Origin of the sequence: Pseudomonas sp. G2-4 (assembly GCF_030064125.1) — a bacterium.
Taxonomy (GTDB): Bacteria; Pseudomonadota; Gammaproteobacteria; order Pseudomonadales; family Pseudomonadaceae; genus Aquipseudomonas.
The window spans coordinates 1,883,224-1,904,164 of record NZ_CP125957.1; the positions used below are offsets into that span (position 1 = coordinate 1,883,224).

The 20,941-nt window shown below is 59.9% G+C and carries 17 protein-coding genes; 8 read left to right on the top strand and 9 right to left on the bottom strand.

Annotated elements, in window-relative coordinates:
- The first annotated feature begins 161 nt into the window (after window positions 1–161).
- Both QNH97_RS08430 and QNH97_RS08435 read left to right on the top strand, forming a co-directional pair.
- Window positions 162–647 (top strand): glutathione peroxidase, encoded by a 486-nt coding sequence (locus QNH97_RS08430; protein WP_003199416.1) that lies wholly within the window; start codon window positions 162–164, stop codon window positions 645–647.
- On the top strand, window positions 644–1,105 hold the full coding sequence (locus QNH97_RS08435; protein WP_283556414.1) for a MarR family winged helix-turn-helix transcriptional regulator: 462 nt from the start codon (window positions 644–646) through the stop codon (window positions 1,103–1,105). Before QNH97_RS08430 ends, QNH97_RS08435 begins: the two co-directional genes overlap by 4 nt.
- On the opposite strand, the gene QNH97_RS08440 is transcribed toward QNH97_RS08435, so the two are convergent.
- Complete coding sequence (locus QNH97_RS08440; protein WP_283556415.1) at window positions 1,089–3,410, bottom strand: hybrid sensor histidine kinase/response regulator; 2,322 nt, start codon at window positions 3,408–3,410, stop codon at window positions 1,089–1,091. The two genes, QNH97_RS08435 and QNH97_RS08440, sit on opposite strands and share 17 nt — an antisense overlap.
- 163 nt (window positions 3,411–3,573) lie before the next feature.
- Between QNH97_RS08440 and QNH97_RS08445 the strand changes: the two genes are divergently transcribed.
- Complete coding sequence (locus tag QNH97_RS08445) at window positions 3,574–4,464, top strand: ATP-binding protein (RefSeq protein WP_283556416.1); 891 nt, start codon at window positions 3,574–3,576, stop codon at window positions 4,462–4,464.
- Window positions 4,461–4,943: a free L-methionine (R)-S-oxide reductase MsrC gene (gene msrC / locus QNH97_RS08450; protein WP_283556417.1), complete on the top strand. Its 483-nt coding sequence runs from the start codon at window positions 4,461–4,463 to the stop codon at window positions 4,941–4,943. The genes QNH97_RS08445 and msrC overlap by 4 nt, the downstream gene beginning before the upstream one ends.
- Here msrC and QNH97_RS08455 read toward each other — a convergent pair whose 3' ends face one another.
- From QNH97_RS08455 to QNH97_RS08485, 7 genes are all read right to left on the bottom strand, one after another.
- Window positions 4,944–7,892, bottom strand: coding sequence for an HD domain-containing phosphohydrolase (locus tag QNH97_RS08455; protein ID WP_283556418.1), 2,949 nt, complete (start codon window positions 7,890–7,892; stop codon window positions 4,944–4,946).
- A 115-nt stretch (window positions 7,893–8,007) separates the two neighbouring features.
- Window positions 8,008–11,628: a transporter substrate-binding domain-containing protein gene (locus QNH97_RS08460; protein WP_283556419.1), complete on the bottom strand. Its 3,621-nt coding sequence runs from the start codon at window positions 11,626–11,628 to the stop codon at window positions 8,008–8,010.
- Window positions 11,629–11,639: 11 nt separating this feature from the next.
- Window positions 11,640–12,266: a response regulator transcription factor gene (locus QNH97_RS08465; RefSeq protein ID WP_283556420.1), complete on the bottom strand. Its 627-nt coding sequence runs from the start codon at window positions 12,264–12,266 to the stop codon at window positions 11,640–11,642.
- A gap of 444 nt (window positions 12,267–12,710) precedes the next feature.
- Window positions 12,711–14,039 carry a deoxyguanosinetriphosphate triphosphohydrolase gene (locus tag QNH97_RS08470; protein WP_283556421.1) on the bottom strand — a complete coding sequence of 443 codons (1,329 nt, stop codon included), beginning with the start codon at window positions 14,037–14,039 and terminating at the stop codon, window positions 12,711–12,713.
- 110 nt (window positions 14,040–14,149) lie between these two features.
- On the bottom strand, window positions 14,150–14,485 hold the full coding sequence (locus tag QNH97_RS08475; protein WP_283556422.1) for a hypothetical protein: 336 nt from the start codon (window positions 14,483–14,485) through the stop codon (window positions 14,150–14,152).
- A complete protein-coding gene (locus QNH97_RS08480) occupies window positions 14,482–14,871 on the bottom strand; it encodes a phage holin family protein (protein WP_025212640.1) in 390 nt (129 codons plus the stop codon). The genes QNH97_RS08475 and QNH97_RS08480 overlap by 4 nt, the downstream gene beginning before the upstream one ends.
- A gap of 2 nt (window positions 14,872–14,873) precedes the next feature.
- Window positions 14,874–15,188, bottom strand: coding sequence for an ElaB/YgaM/YqjD family protein (locus QNH97_RS08485; RefSeq protein ID WP_283556423.1), 315 nt, complete (start codon window positions 15,186–15,188; stop codon window positions 14,874–14,876).
- Between the two features lie 338 nt (window positions 15,189–15,526).
- Here QNH97_RS08485 and QNH97_RS08490 point away from each other — a divergent pair, with 338 nt between their 5' ends.
- Entirely contained in the window at window positions 15,527–16,735 is a 1,209-nt protein-coding gene (locus tag QNH97_RS08490; RefSeq protein WP_283556424.1) for an ammonium transporter, read from the top strand.
- 8 nt (window positions 16,736–16,743) lie between these two features.
- Here QNH97_RS08490 and QNH97_RS08495 read toward each other — a convergent pair whose 3' ends face one another.
- The gene (locus tag QNH97_RS08495) at window positions 16,744–18,456 is read right to left on the bottom strand and encodes a cation:proton antiporter (RefSeq protein WP_283556425.1); all 1,713 of its coding nucleotides are present in this window, start codon (window positions 18,454–18,456) and stop codon (window positions 16,744–16,746) included.
- 190 nt (window positions 18,457–18,646) lie between these two features.
- On the opposite strand from QNH97_RS08495, the gene QNH97_RS08500 reads away from it, so the two are divergent.
- The 3 genes from QNH97_RS08500 to QNH97_RS08510 all read left to right on the top strand — a co-directional run bounded on the left by QNH97_RS08500 (window position 18,647) and on the right by QNH97_RS08510 (window position 20,263).
- Window positions 18,647–18,886 carry a glutaredoxin family protein gene (locus tag QNH97_RS08500; RefSeq protein WP_283556426.1) on the top strand — a complete coding sequence of 80 codons (240 nt, stop codon included), beginning with the start codon at window positions 18,647–18,649 and terminating at the stop codon, window positions 18,884–18,886.
- A gap of 93 nt (window positions 18,887–18,979) precedes the next feature.
- Window positions 18,980–19,300: a transcriptional regulator gene (locus QNH97_RS08505; protein ID WP_135844442.1), complete on the top strand. Its 321-nt coding sequence runs from the start codon at window positions 18,980–18,982 to the stop codon at window positions 19,298–19,300.
- Between the two features lie 72 nt (window positions 19,301–19,372).
- The gene (locus QNH97_RS08510) at window positions 19,373–20,263 is read left to right on the top strand and encodes a pseudouridine synthase (RefSeq protein WP_283556427.1); all 891 of its coding nucleotides are present in this window, start codon (window positions 19,373–19,375) and stop codon (window positions 20,261–20,263) included.
- Window positions 20,264–20,941: the final 678 nt, after the last annotated feature.

A 20,941-nucleotide genomic window follows, 5' to 3' on the forward strand; every position in this document is an offset into this window, starting at 1 on the left:
CCCGGTTTACGACGGCTGCGCCGCCGAGCGGGAGCAAGCTCCCTCGCCACATGAGCACCTGCATTGTTCCTTCTGCGTGAATAAGACTCCAATAATTAAATTGCACACAATTGAATCGTTCGCTACCTTAACCGTCTGTCCCATACCTTCGGAGCCTTGCCATGAGCGACAACCTGCTGAGCATCCCGTGCACCACCATCAAGGGTGAGCAAAAGACCCTCGCCGATTTCGCTGGCAAGGCGGTGCTGGTGGTCAATACCGCCAGCCAGTGCGGGTTCACCCCGCAATACAAGGGGCTCGAGGCGCTGTGGCAGACCTACAAGGACCAGGGCCTGGTGGTGCTGGGCTTCCCTTGCAATCAGTTCGGCAAGCAAGAGCCGGGCAACGAGGGGGCGATTACCGAGTTTTGCGAGCTGAACTTCGGCGTTAGTTTTCCGCTGTTCAAGAAAATCGAAGTCAACGGTGCCAACGCCCATCCCCTGTTTGTCCAACTGAAGCAGCGGGCGCCTGGCGTGCTGGGGTCCAAAGGGATCAAGTGGAACTTCACCAAGTTCCTGATCGGCAAGGACGGTCAGGTGGTCAAGCGGTTCGCCCCGACCACCAAACCCCAAGACCTGACCGGCGAGATTGAAGCGCTGCTCAAATGAATGACCTGTCAGTCGACTCGCTGAAGCTCGACAGCCAGTTGTGCTTCAAGCTGTACGCTGCATCCCGTGCGGTGATTCGTGGCTACAAGCCGATGTTGGATCAGCTCGGTCTGACCTACCCGCAATACCTGGCGATGCTGGTGCTGTGGGAATGGCAGGAGACCGCGCCGGAACAACCCACGGTCAAGGCCCTGGGCGAGCGGCTGCTGCTGGATTCGGGCACGCTGACGCCGCTGCTCAAGCGCCTGGAACAACTGGATCTGGTCCATCGCCAGCGTTCGGCCCGCGACGAGCGGGAGGTACACTTGAGTCTGTCGGTGGCAGGTCGGGCTTTGCGTGAACAGGTCGGCCCGCTCAAGGCCCGCCTGTTGTGCGACAGCGGGATTGACCTGGACCGCCTGGCGAGTTTGCGCGACGGTCTCGATCATCTGCTGGGACAGATCAAAGCGCTGACGTAGTGGGTACCCACTGATCCAGTAGCGCCGCCAGTTCTTCGCGGCGGAACGGCTTGGACAAGTAATCGCTCATGCCCGCAACCCGGCAGCGCTCGCGTTCCTCGGGCATGGCGTTGGCCGTCAGCGCGACAATCGGCAGGTTCGGCCAGCGCCCACTTCGTCGAATCTGCCGACTGGCTTCGTACCCGTCCATTACTGGCATGTTGCAGTCCATCAGCACCAAGTCGAAAACCTGCTGTTCAAGTTGATCCAGGGCCTCGGCGCCATGGGCCGCGACGGTAACTTCGCAGCCGAGCTTGACCAGCATGCCCTTGGCCACCAGTTGGTTGACCGGATTGTCCTCCACCAGCAACACCCGTCCGCGCTTGGACGGCGCCCGGGCTTCGATCTGCGCGTCATTGATGGTGGTGGCCTCGCTTCGCAGGGCGCGTCGCAGAATCTGGTACAGCGCGTGGCGTGCCAGCGGCCGGGCCTGTTGTATCAGGGGCGCGAGGGCGGCGGCTTCTTCGCTGGGCATGAAACTGCCGTAGGCGGTCACCAGCAGGATCGGAGCGTCGAAGGTTGGCCGCAGGTTGAACAGGCATTCCGGGCAGTCAGTGATCAGAATATCCGGCTTGAGCCCCAGCAGCCTGTCATCCACGGAGCGCCTTACATAGTCCAGTCCCCAGCCCGGCAGCAACATCTCAAGCAGCTCGGCCAGGCCACTGCTGGCGGAGGTGATGGCGACGACGTTGCCACTCAGGGGGGCGACAGGCGCCGCAGGGGTATGGCAAGGCAGGGGCAGATCTGCGCGGAACTGGCTGCCAAAGCCGGCTTCGGAACTGATGGTCAACCGACCCTGCATGGCTTCGCAGAGGTTGTAGGTCAGTGCCAGGCCAAGCCCTGTGCCACCAAACTGGCGGGTTATGCCGGCGCCTGCCTGGGTGAACGGTTGAAAAATTCTCGCTTGGGCTTCTTGAGGTATACCGATACCCGTGTCACAGACCTCGATCCGCACACCGCCGTCGTAGTGGCTCAACTTCACATCGACCCGGCCAAAGCGCGTGAACTTCAGCGCATTGGAAAGCAAGTTGCTGATGATCTGGCGCACTCGGGTCGGGTCGCCGATGACCTGTGCCGGGAACTGCGGGTCGATCAGGCAGGCCAGCTCGACGCTGGGGGCTGCGTTCTGGGAAAGTAGGTTGGCGGTATCCTCGACCAGGGAGCTGAGGTCGAAGGGGATGCGCTCGAGTTCCAATTGGCCGGCGTCGAATTTCGACAGGTCGAGAATGTCATTGAGCAATTCGACCAGCACCTTGCCCGAGTCGTGGGCAATCGATAGCTGCTGTTGTTGTTCGGCCGTCAGGGGGCCATCCAGGGACAGCGCGATCATCCCCAGCAGACCGTTGAGTGGCGTGCGGATCTCATGGCTCATGTTGGCCAGGAAGGCAGAGCGGGCTTCGGCCATGTCCAAGGCCGTGCGCCGGGCCACTTCCAGCTCGTCGTTGGATTGGCTGAGGCGGGCGTTGATGGCCTTGAGTTCGGCGGTGCGAGCCGAGACGATGTTTTCCAGCTGTGCCAGGTATTCGGTGAGACGATTTTCGGCCGTGCGCCGCTGCTGGATTTCGGTAGAGATATTTTCGAACTGTTGGTTGGCGACCGACACCAGTACACCGATTTCATCGGACTGGTGGCCGGAAGGGCATTCCAGGCGGTTCTGTTCATTGCTGCTGGGATCGCGACTGCTCAGCTCGCGAATCACCCGGACCAGGGGCTTGGTCAGCATCACATAAAACAGCGCCAGCAACAGTCCGGTCAGGATCAGGCTGCGGGCAAAGCCGTTGAGCAACGTGACCTCGGCGCGGCGCAGGAAGCGACTGCCAAACGCATAGGTGTCGACGTCCAGCCGCAACAGGCCCAAGGATTCGGCTGGCAGGTGGTCCAGGTAGAGTCGGTCTTCGAACTGGCGTTGGGCGCCGAACAGGAAGTCGCTGATGAACCGGTAACTGCTTTGCAGTTCTGGCCGTTTGACGCTGGCCAGCACGGTATTGTTATTGTCGATCAGCTCGGCGCCGATGATGGCCGGTGAACGCAACAGGCCCATGGACAGTTCCTGGGCAAGTTCGGAGTCGATGTTGTAGGCGATGCGCGAGGCCGGGTTGTGGCTGATTTCCAGCAACGACAGGATTTCACGGTTGATCGAGGCGTCTTCACTGGCATAATCGATGCCTATCTGCATCAGACTGAGCAAAGTGCCCAGCACGAAACCCACCAGAACGGTCAGTCGGGCCTGTTTATAAGACAGCCGTTGGGTGAATCTGATGTCCATGGAGTGATGAACCACTTACGTTTCCCTTCGCCGGTCAAGCATAGCTGATCATCTCTGAATACCGGTGCGGCCGGTGTGTGTTGTGTGGAATAGACCCGCCATTGGATACGACGTTTCGTTGCTGTAGCGCCATCATTACTGTGAACCTCTCCGAGGAGAAGACGTGGATTCCCGATTGAGTGCTTTTCTTGAGCGTGCCGACGCGGTGCTGGCGCGGATCGAGCCTTTGCTGCCGGCGACCCGCCCCGACATCGATTGGACCCAGACCCTGGCTGCCCGCTGGCAACGTGACGGGCGCAGCGGCTATTTGCTGCCGCTTCAGGTCAGTCTCGACATGCGCCTGTCGGACCTGATTGGCGTCGAGCGCCAGGTCGAACAATTGGGTCGCAATACCCGGCAGTTCATTGACGGCATGCCCGCCAACCATGCCTTGCTCTGGGGTTCGCGAGGCACCGGCAAGTCGTCCCTGGTGCGTGCGTTGCTGGCCGAACATGCCCAGCATGGCCTGCGGCTGATCGAGATCGAGCGCGATCACCTGGCCGATCTGCCCCGGGTGGTCGAGCAGGTCGCGAAACTGCCCCAGCGCTTCGTGCTGTTCTGCGATGACTTGTCGTTCGAGTCGGGTGAAGGCGATTACCGCGTGCTTAAAAGCGTGTTGGATGGTTCGCTCGAACAGGCGCCGGACAACGTGCTGTTGTACGCCACTTCCAACCGCCGCCATCTGGTGCCGGAAAAGGAAAGTGACAACGAGAACTGGAAGCGGGTCGACGGCGAGCTTCATCCCAGCGAAGCCGTGGAGGACAAAATCGCCTTGTCCGACCGTTTCGGGCTGTGGTTGTCGTTTTATCCGTTTACCCAGGAGCATTTCCTCAATGTGGTGGAGCACTGGATCGGCGAGTTGGCGGCCAAGGCCGGGCTGGCCTGGCAGCGCGACGAGGCGCTGGACATCCAGGCGGTGCGCTGGGCCACTGGACGCGGCAACCGCAACGGACGGTGCGCTTATCAGTTTGCCCGTTACTGGGTGGGCTTGAAACTGCTGGAGCACAAGGCATGATCGATTTGAAGAATACGGGCGAAGGCCTCGACGGCTACGGCTTGTTATTGGCACAGCTGGAGTCCTTGCTGGCCGATGAGCGCGATTTCATTGCCAACGCCGCGCAATTCTCGGCTTTTCTGTTCAGTCAGCTGGACGACTTGAACTGGGCCGGTTTTTACCTCAATCGCAACGATGAGCTGGTGCTGGGTCCGTTCCAAGGCCAGATTGCCTGTGTGCGGATTCCTTTCGGTCGCGGCGTGTGCGGCACCGCTGCGGCGACGCGTCAGACCCAACGTGTCGAAGATGTCCATGCCTTCGCTGGCCACATCGCTTGCGACAGCGCCTCGAACAGCGAGCTGGTGGTGCCGCTGGTCAAGGATGGGCGCCTGATTGGCGTGCTCGACCTGGACAGTCCGAAACTGGCGCGCTTTACCGAACATGACCAGGCCGGCATTGAACAATTGGCAGCGATCTTCCTGCGCCTGACGGATTGCTGATCATGCCTTCAGCCCCGCCTTGACCCGCAAGCTGTCCGGGTCGACATCGTCGATCTGCTGCGGGTCGAGAAACTGGCTGGCGTAATCGTGGTAGATCTGCTCGTCGATGAACAATCCGAACAGTTCGGGATCGATGTGGGCGTCACGGCACATGGTGGCCATGATGCCCAGGGCCTCGCTCAGTTTCTTGGCTTTCTTGTAGGGGCGGTCGGCCGCCGTCAGCGCTTCGAAAATGTCGGCAATCGCCATCATGCGTGCCGGCAGGCTCATCTCCTCGCGTTTGAGCCGCTTGGGGTAGCCGCTGCCATCCATCTTCTCGTGATGACCGCCGGCGATCTCCGCCACGCTGTCCAGGTGGCTGGGGAAGGGCAGTTGGCTGAGCATCAGGATCGTCTGCACCATGTGATGATTGATGACATAGCGTTCCTCACGGGTCAGCGTGCCCCGCGTAATGCTGAGGTTGTAGAGTTCGCCACGGTTGTATTTCCAGGGTGGCACATCGAGTTGAAAGCCCCATGGGTTGTCCGCCGGGATCAGTTCGTCTGCGTGCCGCTCCAGCAAGTGCTCGGGCTTGTCCGCCAACAACGGCTCGGTGACCGGCAGGGTTGGCTTGGGCGTGCGCGCCTGGCGCCGATTCTCTTCCCAGGAAACGCCCAGGCGATCATCGAGGGTCCGGGTCCAGGGGCGCTGGGCGATACGCTGCAAGCGTTGCAGGTCGGCATCGGCCATGGCTTCGGAGCCCAGATTGCAGCGGGCGACAAAGGCAAAATCGTCATCGAGGCCGGCCAGTGCCGCGTCGCGCCGCTGTGCCAGGGCTGACGGCTCGCCCCCCGTCGCCACAGCCTGCCAATAGTCGACCCAGGCATCGCGTTTGAGCACCTCGAAACGGGTGCGAATTTCGTGGATTCGATCGTTCAGGGTTTCCAGTTTGGTGGCTTTATCCACCACGTACTCGGGTGTGGTGACCTTGCCACAATCATGCAGCCAGGCAGCAATGTGCAGCGCTTCCCATTCATCTTCCGTCGGCTGGTAGGCCTGGAACGCCGGCGCCTGGCTGGCAGCGGCGGCCTGGGCGAGCATCAGTGTCAGGGCCGGTACCCGTTGGCAATGGCCGCCGGTATAGGGGCTCTTGGCATCGATCGCACCGGCCAGCAGCTGGATGAACGAGTCCAGCAATTGCTTTTGCCTGGCTTGCAGGCGCTGGCTTTCAATGCTCACGGTGGCGGCGCCGGACACGGCCTGCAGGAAGGCAATGCGGTCTGGCTGCAGTTTTTCCAGGTCGGCTTCGGTGCCGCTGTCGGTGATCAGCAGCACCAGTACGCCGACGGTTTCCTGATGGCGGTTGCGCAGGCGAATGCCGATCAGATGGACCCGGGGAGAATCCAGTGCCAACAGAACGCTCCGCAGGTCGGCGGCCTGCTCGAAGCCCAGTGAGGTCACGAGGTTTTCCGAGGCGGCCAGTGGCTGGAGCCATGGCGGGCTGTCTTCAGCATTGAGTGCATGACCTTTCAGCTGGAAGTCCTTGAGGTCGCGGGGAGCTCCATTGATGACCAGCCCGTATGGCTTGATCCGATCCTCGTCGTTTTCGCGCAGGTAGATCAGACCGGCCTGGGCCTGGCCGATTTTTACCGTCTCGAACAGCACTCGCTCCAGCAACGGGGCGAAGCGGGTTTCGGCGCGCAGACTGGCGGTGATTTCAAAGAAGCTTGCCAAGGTGTCCTTCATTCGGGCCATCGAAACGCCCAACTGATCGACCTCCAGCACGGGGGAGCGACGCGACACCGGGTAGTTGAAATCAAAGCTGCGAATGGCATCGGCCTCTTGCACCAGCTCGCGCAAGGGTTTGACCAGGATCCTTGAGGTCAGCCAACCCAGGGGCAGACACAGCAGCAAGGTAGCGAGAGTGACGAGCGCGCCTTGCCAGCGCAGGCGATAGGCATCGGCGAGCAACTCATCTTCAGGGACCAGCAACGCCAGTTCCAGACCCTGCGGCCCGCCTTCCTGCATGTGGCTGCGAGACACGATCCACTGGCGTCCAGCCGCCGTCAGGCGAGGGGTGTCAGTGCTGTTATCGAGCGCTGCGGCGATGGCCGGGCTGAGGTCGCGGGCCTTGATCAGGCGTGCCGACTCGCTGTCGGCAATCAGCCGGTCGCTGTCGGGATAGCCCACCGCATTGCCTTGGGGATCGAGCAACACGATCTCGGTGCTGGCGGTCACTTTGTGCTTGGCCAGGGTCTGGGACAGCGCGGCCAGGGTCAGGTCGGCACCGATGACCGCCTGCTCACCACTGCGCCGGGCCAGGGTGGTGCCGATATGGCGGGTGGAAAAAAATGCGTAGGGTTCGGTGGTGATCTGGCCAGCGCTGTTCAGTGCACTGCCAAACCAATCGCGACTGCGCGGATCATAGGTTTCGTCGACGATGTCCAGGCGAGCGATGAGCGTCAGGGCTTCGTCGTAAAACAACGACTGGGAGCGAACCGCGCCTTGATGGTTAGCCCGCTCCACGGTCCAGACTTGATAGGCCGCATTGGCCGGTGCCTTCAGGATAGCTTTCAGGCCCGCCGTGCGCAGTGGCCGGACCATCAGGAAGTCGCCGTTGCGATCGCCCAGGTACAGCGACGCCAGGTTCGGGTTGTCCCGCAGGGCTTGGCTGAACGGGACGAGCAGGGCCAGGCGTTCAGCCATCTGGGGAGTGCGTGTCGCTGGATAGTCGGCCAGCAGGTCCAACAGGTGGCGGATCGGTTCGTAGGTGTCGTACAAATCCAGGCGCACATCCTGCTCGATGCGGTTGAACAGTTTCTCGCTGCTGGACAGGATAATTTGCGTGGTTTGTCGATAATTGAAAATGCCCAGCACCACACCCGTCAGCAGCAGAAGCAGGGTAAACATCAGGCTGATGTGGACGTGCAGGGGAAACCGGCGTTTTTCCGGACGCGGTGCGCTGGGCATTGCAGTCACTCCAAGTGTTAGGGCGTTCTCAATCAGTCTTCCGGTACGGTGGGGTAATTGATTAAGAACGCCCCCTGATACGCACTGCTGAGCGAACAGCATAGTAAACGCTGGATTATTTTGCCTTGGCGATCTCTTTTTCCAGGGCTCGCTCCAGTTCCGTCATGGCATGTTCGAGGGCTTCCGCGCATTCGATCATCCGTTCAGGCGCCTGTGCTTGCTGGCACGCTTGCTCCAGTGCCTCGCACCGCTGGAGCAACGAGGTTGCCTGCACAATCCGGGCGACGCCTTTTATCTTGTGTGCCGCTTCGATCAGTGCCTGGCGGTTGCCGGCACGGGCGATCTCAAGCAATTCCTGGCGGTCCGCGCGGTTGCTGTTGAGCAATTCGGCCAACAGGCGCCGGGTGGATGAAGGGTCACCGCCGGTCAATGCCTGCAGGCTCAGCATATTGAACACCCGTGGTCGGCTGGCGGGTTTGACCGCCTTCATCCATTGGCTCAAGGCGCTCAGGCTGATCGGCTTGAACAGGCAGTCGTCCATGCCGGCGTCCTGACAGCGTTGCTTTTCCTCCGGTTGTGCATTGGCGGTAAACCCCAGGATGGTGCAGGGCGGCAGTTGTTGTTCGGTCTCTTGCCGCCGAATCGATCGGGCCAACTCGTAACCGCTCATGATAGGCATGTTGCAATCGGCGATGATCAGGTCGAAATGCCCCGCGTGCCAAGCCTTGAACCCTTGTGCGCCATCGTGGGCCACCTGATAGTGATGGCCGAGGTATTCCAGCTGCTGCGACATCAGCAAGCGATTGGCCGGATGATCGTCCACCACCAGGACGTTCAAAGCGGCCGCGGCCGTTTCGATCACCGGGGTCGGGAGAACGTCAGCCGTTGTCGTGGGCAGGACGGTCAGTTGCAGGCCAACCTGGACCTGCGTGCCGGTGCCCGGCTGGCTGTTCATGTGCAGGGTACCGCCCATCATCTGGCACAGGTTGCGACTGATCACCAGGCCCAGCCCTGCACCTTTTCGGGCCATCCGACCGGTATTGTCGACCTGGGCAAAAGGCTCGAACAAACGTTTCAGGTCCGCCGGATAGATGCCGATGCCGCTGTCAATGACCTCCAGCTGCATGTGCACGACGTTGTCCTGAGCGGTTCGAGACAGGTGGACCTTGACCTGCACCTGACCCTGCTCGGTAAATTTGAGGGCATTGCTGATCAGGTTCGACAGTACCTGCTTGAATCTCAACGGGTCCATCAACACGTCCGGGTTGCCTTCGCGCGGGTCAAATTGCAATGACAACGCCAGGTTTTTCTGCCGGGCCACGCCTTCGAAGACCCGAATGACCGACTGCAGCATGGCCCTGAGATTGACCCGCTCGGGTGCCAGGCTCAGATGACCTGATTCGATCCGTGCGATGTCCAGGATATCGCCGATCAGCTCCAGCATGCCGGCGGCTGATTCGTATGCGACTTCGATTGTCGAGCGGTCAAAGTGGCCCTTGTCGGCATGTTTCAAGGCCAGTTCAAGCATGCCGATCACCGCGTTCATGGGGGTGCGGATTTCATGGCTCATGGTTGCCAGGAACGTGCTTTTGGCCCGGTTCGCGCCGTCGGCCCGTTCCTTGGCGGCTCGCAGTTCCTCGAAAAGCTGGCGCCGCTCACTGATGTCGATCCACCCGCCGATGATCCCTTGCACTTGAGCGGCGGAGTTGCGGTAGGGGAGGATCCAGTGATAGATCGTCAGCTGTCTATCACCGATGTGCAGCGGCCGATCCACGACAAGGGCAGTGACTTCGGCCATGACGCGCTGGTAGTCCGCCTGGTACTCCTGCGCTTCGAAAGCATTGCTCATGGACCCCGGCATGGCGTTCTTGCCGATGACGTCTTCGCGTTTGGCCCCGAACGTTTCCAGGTAGCTGTCGTTACAGCTTTGCAGGAAGCCATTGCGATCCCTTACGTAGATGGGGTGAGGGGTGCCGTTGAGCAGCGAGTGCATGAACTCGAGCTGGTCATTGAGGGCCAATTCTGCCCGTTGTCGTTGCCTGATCTGGCGTTGCATGTAGGCATTCCAGGCCAGTGAAAGCAGCAGCAACAGGCCGACGCCTGCGACAATCTGGAAGAACAGGCGGTTGTAGGTGCGCCAGGTCTGTTCCGATGCCGAGACGTAGCCGCGCCAGCGGTTGTTGATGACGCCCAGTTCGTCGGGGTCGATGCTGGTCAGGGCCTTGTCGAGAATGGCATTCAACTCTGTGGCATCTTTCGCGGTGGCCAAGGAGAACATGGCCTGCTGCGTGCCGACCGTGCTGCTGATTTGCAAGGTGTCGCGCAGTGCATGGGACGAGATGAAATAGTTGGCCATGACCAGGGAGTGAACGCCGCCATCGACCTGGCCCTGGGCGAGCATTTCAATGGCGTGCAGAGGGTCGACAGTTTCGATTATTTTGATGTTCGGATACTGCTTGCGCAGCCATGCGATAACCGGATTGCCTTTGGCGATCGCCAGGCTACGGGTCCCGAACTGGTCGAGTGTCGCAGGTGTATCGGATGATTTACGCGTCAGCAGGACGAACGAGGTATCGACATAGGGACGGCTGAATTTCAACTGTTGTTGCCGTTCCCTGCTCGGCAACAGGGCGGCAATCACGTCGGCTTCGTCATTCAGGACCGCGGCAATCATTTCGCTGTCGTTCGGATGCCGCTGGATGTCCAGGCGCAGGCCGGTGTGCAGTCGGATCAGTTCCAGCAGGTCGGCGCTGATCCCGCGAAAATCGCCGTCCGAATCAAAGAATGTGAAGGGCGCCGACGTCTCGTTCACGGCCACCCGAATCACCGGATGCCGGGCCAGCCAGCGCTCTTCCCGGTCGGCCAGTTGTATTTTGTGTTCCGTGAGAAACAGGTCACTGCCTGCGCTCCATCGCTTGAAGATGGCTGCTTGCTCGGCGATGGAAATCTGGTTCAGCGTGGCGTTGATGATCTCCAATAGCCGGGTATCGTTGCGGCGTACCGCGAAGCCAAACCCGTGGGACTCATGCTTTCCGAAGCTGGCCATGCGGATGTTGCTCAGATAACCCTTGCTGATCATGTAATGGGTGGAAATGGTATCGCCGAGAAAGACATCGGCCTGGCCGAAGGCGACGGCGTTTATGGCGTTCTGGTAGGAGGGATAGGAGGTGATGATCGCCTGGGGGTAGAGATTTTCGATTTCCTGCAGTGGCAGGTAGTGATAGACCATGCTTAGCCGCAATCCCTTGAGGTCTTCAGTCAAGGATCGGCTTTCATTCAGACGGGTCACAAGGACGGGTTGGTCTACTGCATACGGCGTCGACAGGGCAATGTCGGGGGTGCGGGCTTCGAAACCGTTGGCAGTCCCCAGCATGTCGATTTGTCCATTCTTGAGCGCAGCAATGGCCGCCTCACGGGAGTCGAATCGCAGGACCTTCATGGGCAGCCCGGTCGCTTTGGCGATGACGGCGGCGTAGTCGGCAGTCATGCCCTCATAGTCGCGCCCGCTGGTGGAGAGATCGAAGGGCGGATAGTCCGGCGCCGAGGTTCCCAGAACCAACGCCTTCCGGTCCTGTAGCCAGGCGCGGTGGGCGTCATCCAGTCTGGCCTCGTTATGGGCGGGAGTCGAACGACCCAGAAGCGTGTAGGCCTCGGGCATGCCCGAGGCTGCTGCGAGGGCTCCTGCATATAACCATGCGCTTATCAGCAGGAGACAATCTCTTATGCATGTGAGCATCCTGTTCCTTCTCATACCAACGCGTTGCGCTTGGCCATTTCAATCAGTTCTACCAGGGATTTGACTTTCAGCTTTTGCATGAGCCGTTTTTTATAGGTGCTGACGGTTTTGTTACTTAGGAACATACCCTTGGCTATTTCTTTATTGGTGCGGCCCTGGGCAAACAGTTGCAATACCATCAATTCCCGATCATTGACGCTCTTGAAAAGATCCAGCTCTATACTGCGCGGGTCATCCTGGCGTACCGGGTTCAGCGCCTGGCTGGGAAAATAGTTGTAGCCGGACAATACGGCTTTGATGGCGCTGACAAGTTCACTGAGGTCTTCTTGTTTACAAACGTAACCGGAGGCGCCGGACTGCATGCATCGGATACCGAAGAGCGTTGGCGACTGTGCCGTGAGCACCAGCGTTTTCAGCGGAGTGGCCATGGCGTTGAAGCGCGAAAGGATCTCCAGCCCGTCAAGTTTGGGAATGCTGATGTCCAGGATAACCAGGTCTGGCATGCATTCGCGCACCATTTGCATCGCGTCGACGCCGTTGTCAGTTTCCCCTACGACCTTATAGCCCTCATGTTCCAGGAGCATGCGAACGGCGAGGCGGATGACCGGATGATCGTCGACAATGAAAACGGAGTTCATGAGTAAAGTATCCTACGCGCTTAAATAAAGCGCGCACCTTAGCCCAGTTAAAGCTGGGGCCGTACGTGGAGCAAGGCATGCATCCTTAGTTTCAGATCTTTCCTACAAAAAAAGAGGCAAGGTACTACGGTGTAATTGGGTTTTTAGTAGGTTGATGAAACAGAAGAGGGCTTGCTGGCCGTTTGTGAAAGGATATTTCCTTCAGGATGTTATTTATGTAAACAAGTGGCCGACAGGGTTGTTTAACAGTTGCCGCTGGTTACACGCTGTTTTCTGAAGTACGGGCATTGCTCAAATCTCATGTCCACCCCAAATCCCTGTGGGAGCGAGCCTGCTCGCGATAGCGTCGGATCAGCCGCATTGAAGTTGACTGACCTACCGCTATCGCGAGCAAGCTCGCTCCCACAGGTTTCATGCTCGGGCACAGGATCCGTAAATCGCCTTTCACTGGCGGGTGCGGCCGGTCATCTCCTGGGCCATTTCGCTGGCGTAACTGTCGGTCATCCCGGCGATGAAATCGATCATTCGCAGGAACGCGCTGTGCAGAGGGCCGTTGGGGTCGGGCGCGTTGTTGCCCAGCAGGTCGAGAATGCGCCGATTCTTGAACGAGGGCGTACGGCCACCGTGCTGTTCCAGGGCCGCTCCGCAAAAGCCGTTGAGCAGGATCTCCAGCGTGGTGTAGGCGCCGATCTCGTGGAGGGTCTTGCGCTTGTCCTGGAATATTTTCTTGCGCGCCATGTCCTTGGCATTCAGCACGCAACGCTTGGCGGGACCGTGCATATGCTCCACCAGGTCTCCTGGCAGCGTGCCGGCCAGCAACGCCTCTTGTTGCTCGACGAACGCCCTGGCGGCGGCGTTGGTCAGGTGCTCGATGGCCTTGCCCCGCAAGATCGCCAGTTTGCGTCGACGGGAGTCCAGTGGTCCAAGCTGACGGTAAGTGTCTGGAAGATCGTCGCCCACCAGGTCCAGGAGCAGCGACTCCACCTGTGGATACTCCAGCAGGTCCATCTCCACACCGTCTTCCAGGTCGATCAGCGCGTAACAGATGTCATCGGCGGCTTCCATCAGGTACACCAATGGATGCCGCGCCCAGCGCTGGTCTTCGATCTGTGGCAGCCCGAGTTTGTGGGCGATCTGCTCCAGCAGGGGCAGTTCGCTCTGGTAACAACCGAACTTGTGCTTCTTGTAGCCCAGGGAGTCGGCGTGGCGGGCGGTCCAGGGGTATTTCAAATAGGTGCCGAGGGTGGCATAGGTCAGCCGGGTGCCGCCGTCGAACTGGTGGTACTCAAGCTGTGTGAGGACCCGGAACCCTTGGGCGTTGCCTTCGAAATTCAGAAAATCGTTGCGTTCGGCTTCGCTCATGGCGTCAAGCCAACCGCGGCCTGCGGCTTGCTGGAACCAGTAGCGGATAGCGTCTTCGCCGGAATGACCGAACGGTGGGTTACCGATGTCGTGGGCCAGGCAGGCCGATTGCACCACCATGCCCAGGTCGCTCGGTTCGCACCAGTCGGGCAGGGCACCGCGGATGGTTTCTCCCACGCGCATGCCCAGGGAACGTCCTACGCAACTGACTTCCAGGGAATGGGTCAGGCGCGTGTGGATGTGATCGTTGCTGGAGACCGGATGCACCTGGGTCTTGCGCCCGAGGCGGCGGAAGGCGCCGGAAAAGATGATGCGGTCGTGGTCTTTGTGAAAGGGGGTTCGGCCCAGTTCTTCAGGGCTGTGCAACGTTTTCCCGAGGCGTTCGCGAGTCAGCAGGGTATGCCAATCCAAGGCCGGTTACTCCGTTTGATGGGGTCGATGCCCTAGCTTCCCGGTTCGTGGGGCGCCCTGCAAGCGATATGGGTTCGTGCGCAGAGCACAAAACCCCGTGGCGAGGGGTCTCAGGGTTTGCGCACGTCCTTGGCCAATTTAATCAACGGCAACAGCGTTGTCGCCAGTCGGACCAGGCCGGCCAGGCCTTCGGAGCGACCGCTGCGGCTGCGTTTGCCGGTGATGAAGCCGAGCAAGGACACCGCCGCCACGCCCCACAGTGGCGCATGCTTGATGCCGAAGCCTTCATGCCAGCTTTGCGTCAAGCCGCGAACCCGTTGCAGGGGTTGCAGCAACTGGCGCGTTTCCTGGCGGATTTCCTGGCGGTGCATTTCCATGCGCAGGCGCACCAGCGCCTTGCGCATTTCCTGGCGTGTCCGGGCTTGAGGAATATCAGGCAGGCTCATGGCAACAGGCGCTCCCGATCATTGGCCAATTCTTCGAGGGTGGCGTGGAAGGGGGAGGACTCATCATAGATCGCTGCCTTGAGCCGAAGACCGCAGAACAGCGCGGCCAGCAGGTAAAAAAGGCACAGCCCGATAATTCCCGCCAGACGATAGGTGTCCCACACCAGGATCAGCACCAGCGCCGAAAGCCCGACCAACAGCAGCAAACCGAACACCAACGCAAGCCCGGCAAACAGCAAGAGGCTGACGGTACGGGCCTTTTGTTCCTGCAATTCAATGCCGAACAGTTCGACATGGCTGTGCAGCAAACCAAGGAATGCCGCGCCCAGGCGGCGCGCCGTAGGTTGTGTGCCCGCCTCGGACGAGCCCGGTTGTTCGATACCCATGATCAGCGCCGTGTTGCCAGTAGACCAATCAAAAAGCCCACGCCCGCTGCAATGCCGACGGATTGCCAAGGGTTGGCCTGTACGTATTCCTCCGTGGCGGCGACCGCAGCCTGGCCACGTTCGCGTACCGAGTCTTCGGTCAATTTGAGGGTTTCACGGGCGCGCAAAAGGCTTTCGTGAATCTGACTGCGCAATTCATCAGCCTGATCACCCGCCAGTGTCGCGGTGTGATCCAGCAACCGCTCGGTGTCGCTGACCAGCGTCTGAAAATCTTCCATCAGGATTTCTTGAGCAGTCTTTGCCTGGGTTCTGGCCATGGGTGAATCTCCGTAAGTGACGTCTGAAGCGTTCGAGTATGAGCCTTGCTGGAAGGTTCAGTGAAAGTGTCTGGTACAACTTTTGCTCAGGCTTTGCCATGTACTGGTGCGACACCCCGCGCCAGCGCGCTGAAGCTGGGCACAACCCCGCGAAACCTTAACCCAAATAATCAAAACCCGCGAAGTGCCTCAAAGCGGGACGTCGTGTTGTCAATTTTTTCGCACCAAAGCGGTTCGCGGGCTTTCGGCTGGCCCTTGCATCGTTTCAACTTGGTGCGTCGGCAGGGCGAGCGAACCGGTTTGGTGCTTTTTTCAACTTTTTCAGGTCTGCCAACACCATGGAAAATATGCAAAGTGCTGTGGAAAGTCTCGTCCACAGCTCCAATACGCTGTTCATTCTGCTCGGTGCGGTCATGGTTCTGGCGATGCATGCCGGTTTTGCGTTCCTTGAAGTGGGAACCGTCCGGCAAAAGAACCAGGTCAACGCACTGTCTAAAATTCTCAGCGATTTCGCTGTCTCGACCTTGGCTTATTTTTTCATAGGCTATTGGATTTCCTACGGTGTGACCTTTCTGCAGCCGGCAGCGGCGCTCAGTGCCGATCATGGTTACAGCCTGGTGAAGTTCTTTTTCCTGCTCACATTTGCCGCCGCGATCCCGGCCATTATCTCCGGCGGGATTGCCGAACGTGCCCGGTTCGCGCCGCAGTTGTGCGCCACTGTGCTGATCGTGGCGTTTGTCTATCCGTTCTTCGAAGGTTTGATCTGGAACGGCAATTTCGGTCTGCAAGCCTGGCTGCAAGCGCAGTTCGGTGCCAGCTTCCACGACTTTGCGGGTTCCGTGGTGGTGCATGCCATGGGAGGCTGGCTGGCATTGGCCGCCGTACTTCTGCTCGGGCCGCGTAACGGCCGTTATCGGGACGGTCGCCTGGTGGCGTTCGCGCCTTCGAGCATTCCGTTCCTGGCCCTGGGGTCGTGGATCCTGATTGTCGGCTGGTTCGGTTTCAACGTGATGAGTGCCCAGACCCTGCCTGGGGTGAGCGGTTTGGTGGCAGTCAATTCACTGATGGCCATGGTGGGCGGTACCGTGGCGGCACTGATTGTCGGGCGCAACGACCCGGGCTTTCTGCACAACGGTCCGCTGGCCGGCTTGGTGGCGGTCTGCGCCGGCTCCGACCTGATGCACCCAATCGGCGCGCTGGCCACCGGAGTCATTGCCGGTGCCTTGTTTGTCTGGTGTTTCACCGCTGCCCAGGGCAAATGGAAAATCGACGATGTGCTGGGCGTCTGGCCGTTGCATGGGCTGTGCGGCGTCTGGGGTGGCATAGCCTGCGGCATCTTTGGGCACAGCGCCTTGGGCGGTCTGGGTGGGGTCAGCTTGATCAGCCAATTGATCGGCACGGCGCTGGGGGTCTTTATCGCCCTGGCTGGAGGGTTCGTGGTCTATGGCGTGATCAAGTTCCTGCTGGGGCTACGGCTGACCCAGGAAGAGGAGTATTACGGCGCCGACCTGTCAATTCACAAGATCGGCGCGGTCAGCCAGGACTGACCCTTGCGCTAAGGCTCCTTGTCCTGATTGCCAGGATAAAAACCGTGCAGCAAACGATAGCGGTCATGACGGACCTGATCCACATGCTGCCGGACCTGCTGCTCCGGCAGGCCGAGCATGATCAGGGCGTGGGACGCTAGCATGAGACTCGATTCCAGCAGCTCCGGGACCACTTCGCTGGCCCCGGCAGCTTGCAACTCGGCCAGTTGACTGTCATCGCGGGTGCGTACCAGGATCGGCACCTTTGGGTTGAGCCGCCGGGCTTCCTTGAGCACAGTGATGGCGATGTCGGTCTTGTCGACTGCAATCACCAGTAACCTGGCGCGGCTCAGTCCGACGGCGGCGAGCAGATCCCCCCGGCGTGAATCCCCGTAATGCACGCAGTGTTCCCCGACGGTGGCTTCCTGGATGATGATCGGGTCGTCATCGAGGGCGACGAACGCCTGGTTTTCACGGCGCAGGAATCGCCCGATGGACTGGCCGACGCGCCCATAACCGCAAATGACCACATGACCCGACAAGCCTGCGTTGAGCGCACTGATCTGGTCCAGTTGCGCTGCTTCGTTGGGTTTGCGGTACAGGCGGGCGGCGATGCGTGGCGCAGCGCGCAGCAACAGCGGGGTGAGTAGCATCGAGCAGAACGTCGCCGCCAGCAGCAGGCCGCTGATGTCGGCGGGCATGAGGCGGTTCTGCTGCATCAACGCCATCAGGGCGAAACAGAATTCGCCACCCTGGGCCAGGGCCAGGCCGCTGCGCCAGGCGGTTTCACCGTCACTGCCCCGGCATTTCACCAGCACGGCGACCACGGCGCCCTTGAGGAGCATCAAGCCCAGGGTCAATCCCAGGATCAGCAAGCCGTCATCCACGAACAGCTGCAGATCGATCAACATGCCGATGCTGACAAAAAACAATCCCAGCAGGATGTCGCGGAATGGCCGGATATCGGCCTCGATCTGATGCCGATAATGGCTTTCCCCCAGCAGCATGCCCGCCAGAAACGCCCCCAGTGCGGGTGACAAGCCGAGCAGATGCGTCAGCCATGCCGTCAGCAACACGATCACCAGCGCCAGCAGCACAAAGAGTTCAGCGGACTTTGACGCGGCCACTTCATGGAACAGTCGGGGAAGTAACAGGCGACTGGCCAACAACAAGCCGCCAAACAGCACCAGTGTCTTGCCCAGGGTCAGGGGCAGTGCCCAGTACCATGGGTGCTCGCTGCTGCCGGCGAACACCGGCACCAGGGTCAACAAGAGCACGGCGACGACGTCCTGGAACAGCAGCACACCGATGGCGTTCTGGCCGTGGCTGCTGAAAATCTCCCCCAGGCTGGTCAATTCCTTGCTGACAATGGCGGTGGATGACAACGCCAGTCCCGCACCGAGCAACAGAGCCGCGATCACTGGTGCGCCGGAGAATGCCAGCAAGGCAGCCAGGATTGCGCCCGAACACAGCACTTGCAGGCTGCCGAGGCCAAACACCACCCGGCGCAGTTCGAGCATCTTCGACAGGGAGAACTCCAGCCCCAACGAGAACAGCAGGAAAACCACGCCGAGCTCGGCCAGGTCTGGCAGATCTTCGCTGTCGTTCACCCAGTCCAGCGCCGTTGGCCCGACGGCCAGGCCGACACAGAGATAGCCCAGCACCGGTGGTAGGCGCAGTCGCCGGAACAGGGCGATGACCACCAGGGACGAGGCAAGAATGATCAGCAGATTGGCAAACAAGGGGCACTCCGATTCAAGACTCTGATGCACAGCGTAGAGCGGAAAAAACGATAAGCATCGCCGAAACAACTTCAGCGTTCAGTGATTTGCATCAGCGTTTTACCGAAACAACCATGAGGCATGGCCCCGGCTCGACGGTTGCCCGGGACGGGCCTAGAATGACCGTCTCTCTTTCGTGGGTCTACCTGTCATGTCGCCTGAATGCCAGTTGCTAGGCACCTTGGGGTGCCATCTTTGTGAAGTTGCCGAAGGGGTGCTGATGCCTTTCGTTGAACATGGATTGTTGGTGGAGCTGGTGGATATCGCCGAGAGCGAGCTGCTGTCCGAAACCTATGGACTGCGTATTCCGGTGTTGCTCAGAGTCGATACGGGGGAGGAGTTGGACTGGCCTTTCGATGACCCCGACCGGGTCGCCGCGTTTCTACGTTGATCGTTTTCCGCCGTATGAGTCCTCACGCCAGCATTGGCGAAAATCGCATTCTTGGGTTACTGTATGTTCATACAGCTATCTGGAGTGCGTCCCTTGGTCAATGTCGAACAATTGAAAAACAGCGTGAACCGGATGTCCGTGGACGTTGTGCGCGAGGCGGTCCAGGAGTTGCGCCTGGACGGGCTGGTGACCGAAGGCAAGACGCCCTTCAACAAACTGCACTTCAACACCTGCTTCGCTGAGATCGAGGCGTTGTTCCAGCGTGCCGGTTACCACAAGCAGCTGGATGTGGTGGGTTACCAAGGCCTGTTGTACGCCTTGTACGATCCGGGTCGTTGGGAGGCGGTGGAGGTGCTGCGCTGGCTGAAAGAGTTCACCGAGGCGGCGGCGAAGCCAACGTCGATCCCGGCATGAAACAATCATTGTTGGGTTAGCGGGCGAGACTGTCGGATAATGCGGCCCTGCAAAAAAGATCAAGAGTTTTCAATGTCCGGTTCCTCGTTTTCCGCCGCGCACCATCAGGCCAGCACGTTGTATCTGCCCCCCGGCACCTGGCAGACAGTGTTGGAGTGTCTGTGCGCGCATTTCAGCGCCATCAGTCGCGAACAGTGGCTGGACCGAATCGCCCGGGGCCGGGTACTGGATGCGGAGGGCAAGGCGATCCGTATCGACCTGCCGTACCGTGAAGGCCTGCGTATCCATTATTTTCGTGAAGTGCCCGACGAAAAACCGATCCCGGTGGTGGAGTCGATCCTGTACGCCGACGAGCATTTGGTGGTGGCGGACAAGCCGCATTTTCTACCGGTCACCCCGGCGGGTGAGTATGTCGAGCAAACCTTGTTGCGACGGTTGATCCGGCGATTGGACAATCCCCATCTGGTGCCCTTGCACCGTATCGATCGACACACGGCCGGGCTGGTGTTGTTTTCAGCCAACCCGGACACCCGTTCGGCTTATCAATCACTGTTTCCCACGCGTCGGATCGAGAAGCGCTACCAGGCCATTGCTCGTGCGTTGCCTGAACTGGCTTTTCCTCGGGTGCATAAAAGCCGAATGATCGATGGCGAACCGTTCTTTCGGATGCAGGAAGGACCGGGTGAACCCAATACCGAAACGACCATTGAAGTGTTGGAGAGAAACGGCGAGCTGTGGCGCTATGGTCTGTATCCGGTCACGGGCAAGAAGCACCAGTTGCGGGTTCACATGAGCGCCCTTGGCGCGGGTATCTGCAACGATCCGTTTTACCCCGACGTGCTTCGGGATGCGGAGGACGATTACGCCAATCCGCTCAAGCTGCTGGCCCAAGGGTTGCGTTTCATCGATCCTGTCATTGGCCAGGAACGTGTTTTTGAAAGCGGCATTGTGCTGCACTGGTAATCAGTCTGGCTTTCGGAGTGGCAAAAAAAGCCCGCATGGAATGCTTTATAGTTTGTGTGTATATCCTTTTCTTCGGTAACGGCGACTTAGGGTTCCGCCCTTACGGCGGGTCACTTTTGGAGAGCGCCAAAAGTAACCAAAAACACCCCACCACTTGGCACCTCGCCTAGGCTCGGTGTGCCCTCACTGCGGCATTGCTCCGTGGGCCCACTGCGCAATGCCTGCGTTCGGCCATAGTGGTTAATGGGGCAGCGAGATCAACGTCCGCCGCGAGGCGGCCTGAGAGCCGACCTGGTTTGGGGTAGGACCGCGTTTCTCCTGTGGGAGCGAGCTTGCTCGCGAAGAGGCCGGAGCATTCAACATCTTCATTGACTGATCCATCGCCATCCCGAGCAAGCTCGCTCCCACAAGGGGATCGGAGTACAGCCGCAAGAAACAGGCCGGCTGTCAGGCCGCCTTCGCGAGCAAGCTCGCTCCCACAAGGGGATCGAAGTACAGCCGCAAGAAACAGGCCGGCTGTCAGGCCGCCTTCGCGAGCAGGCTCGCTCCCACAGTTGGATCGGAGTACGACCGAGAGAACCAGGTCGGCTCTCAGGCCGCCTCGCGGCGGACGTTGATCTCGGCGCCCCGTTAACCACGATGGCCGAACGTAGGTATTGCGCAGTGGGCACCTCGGCA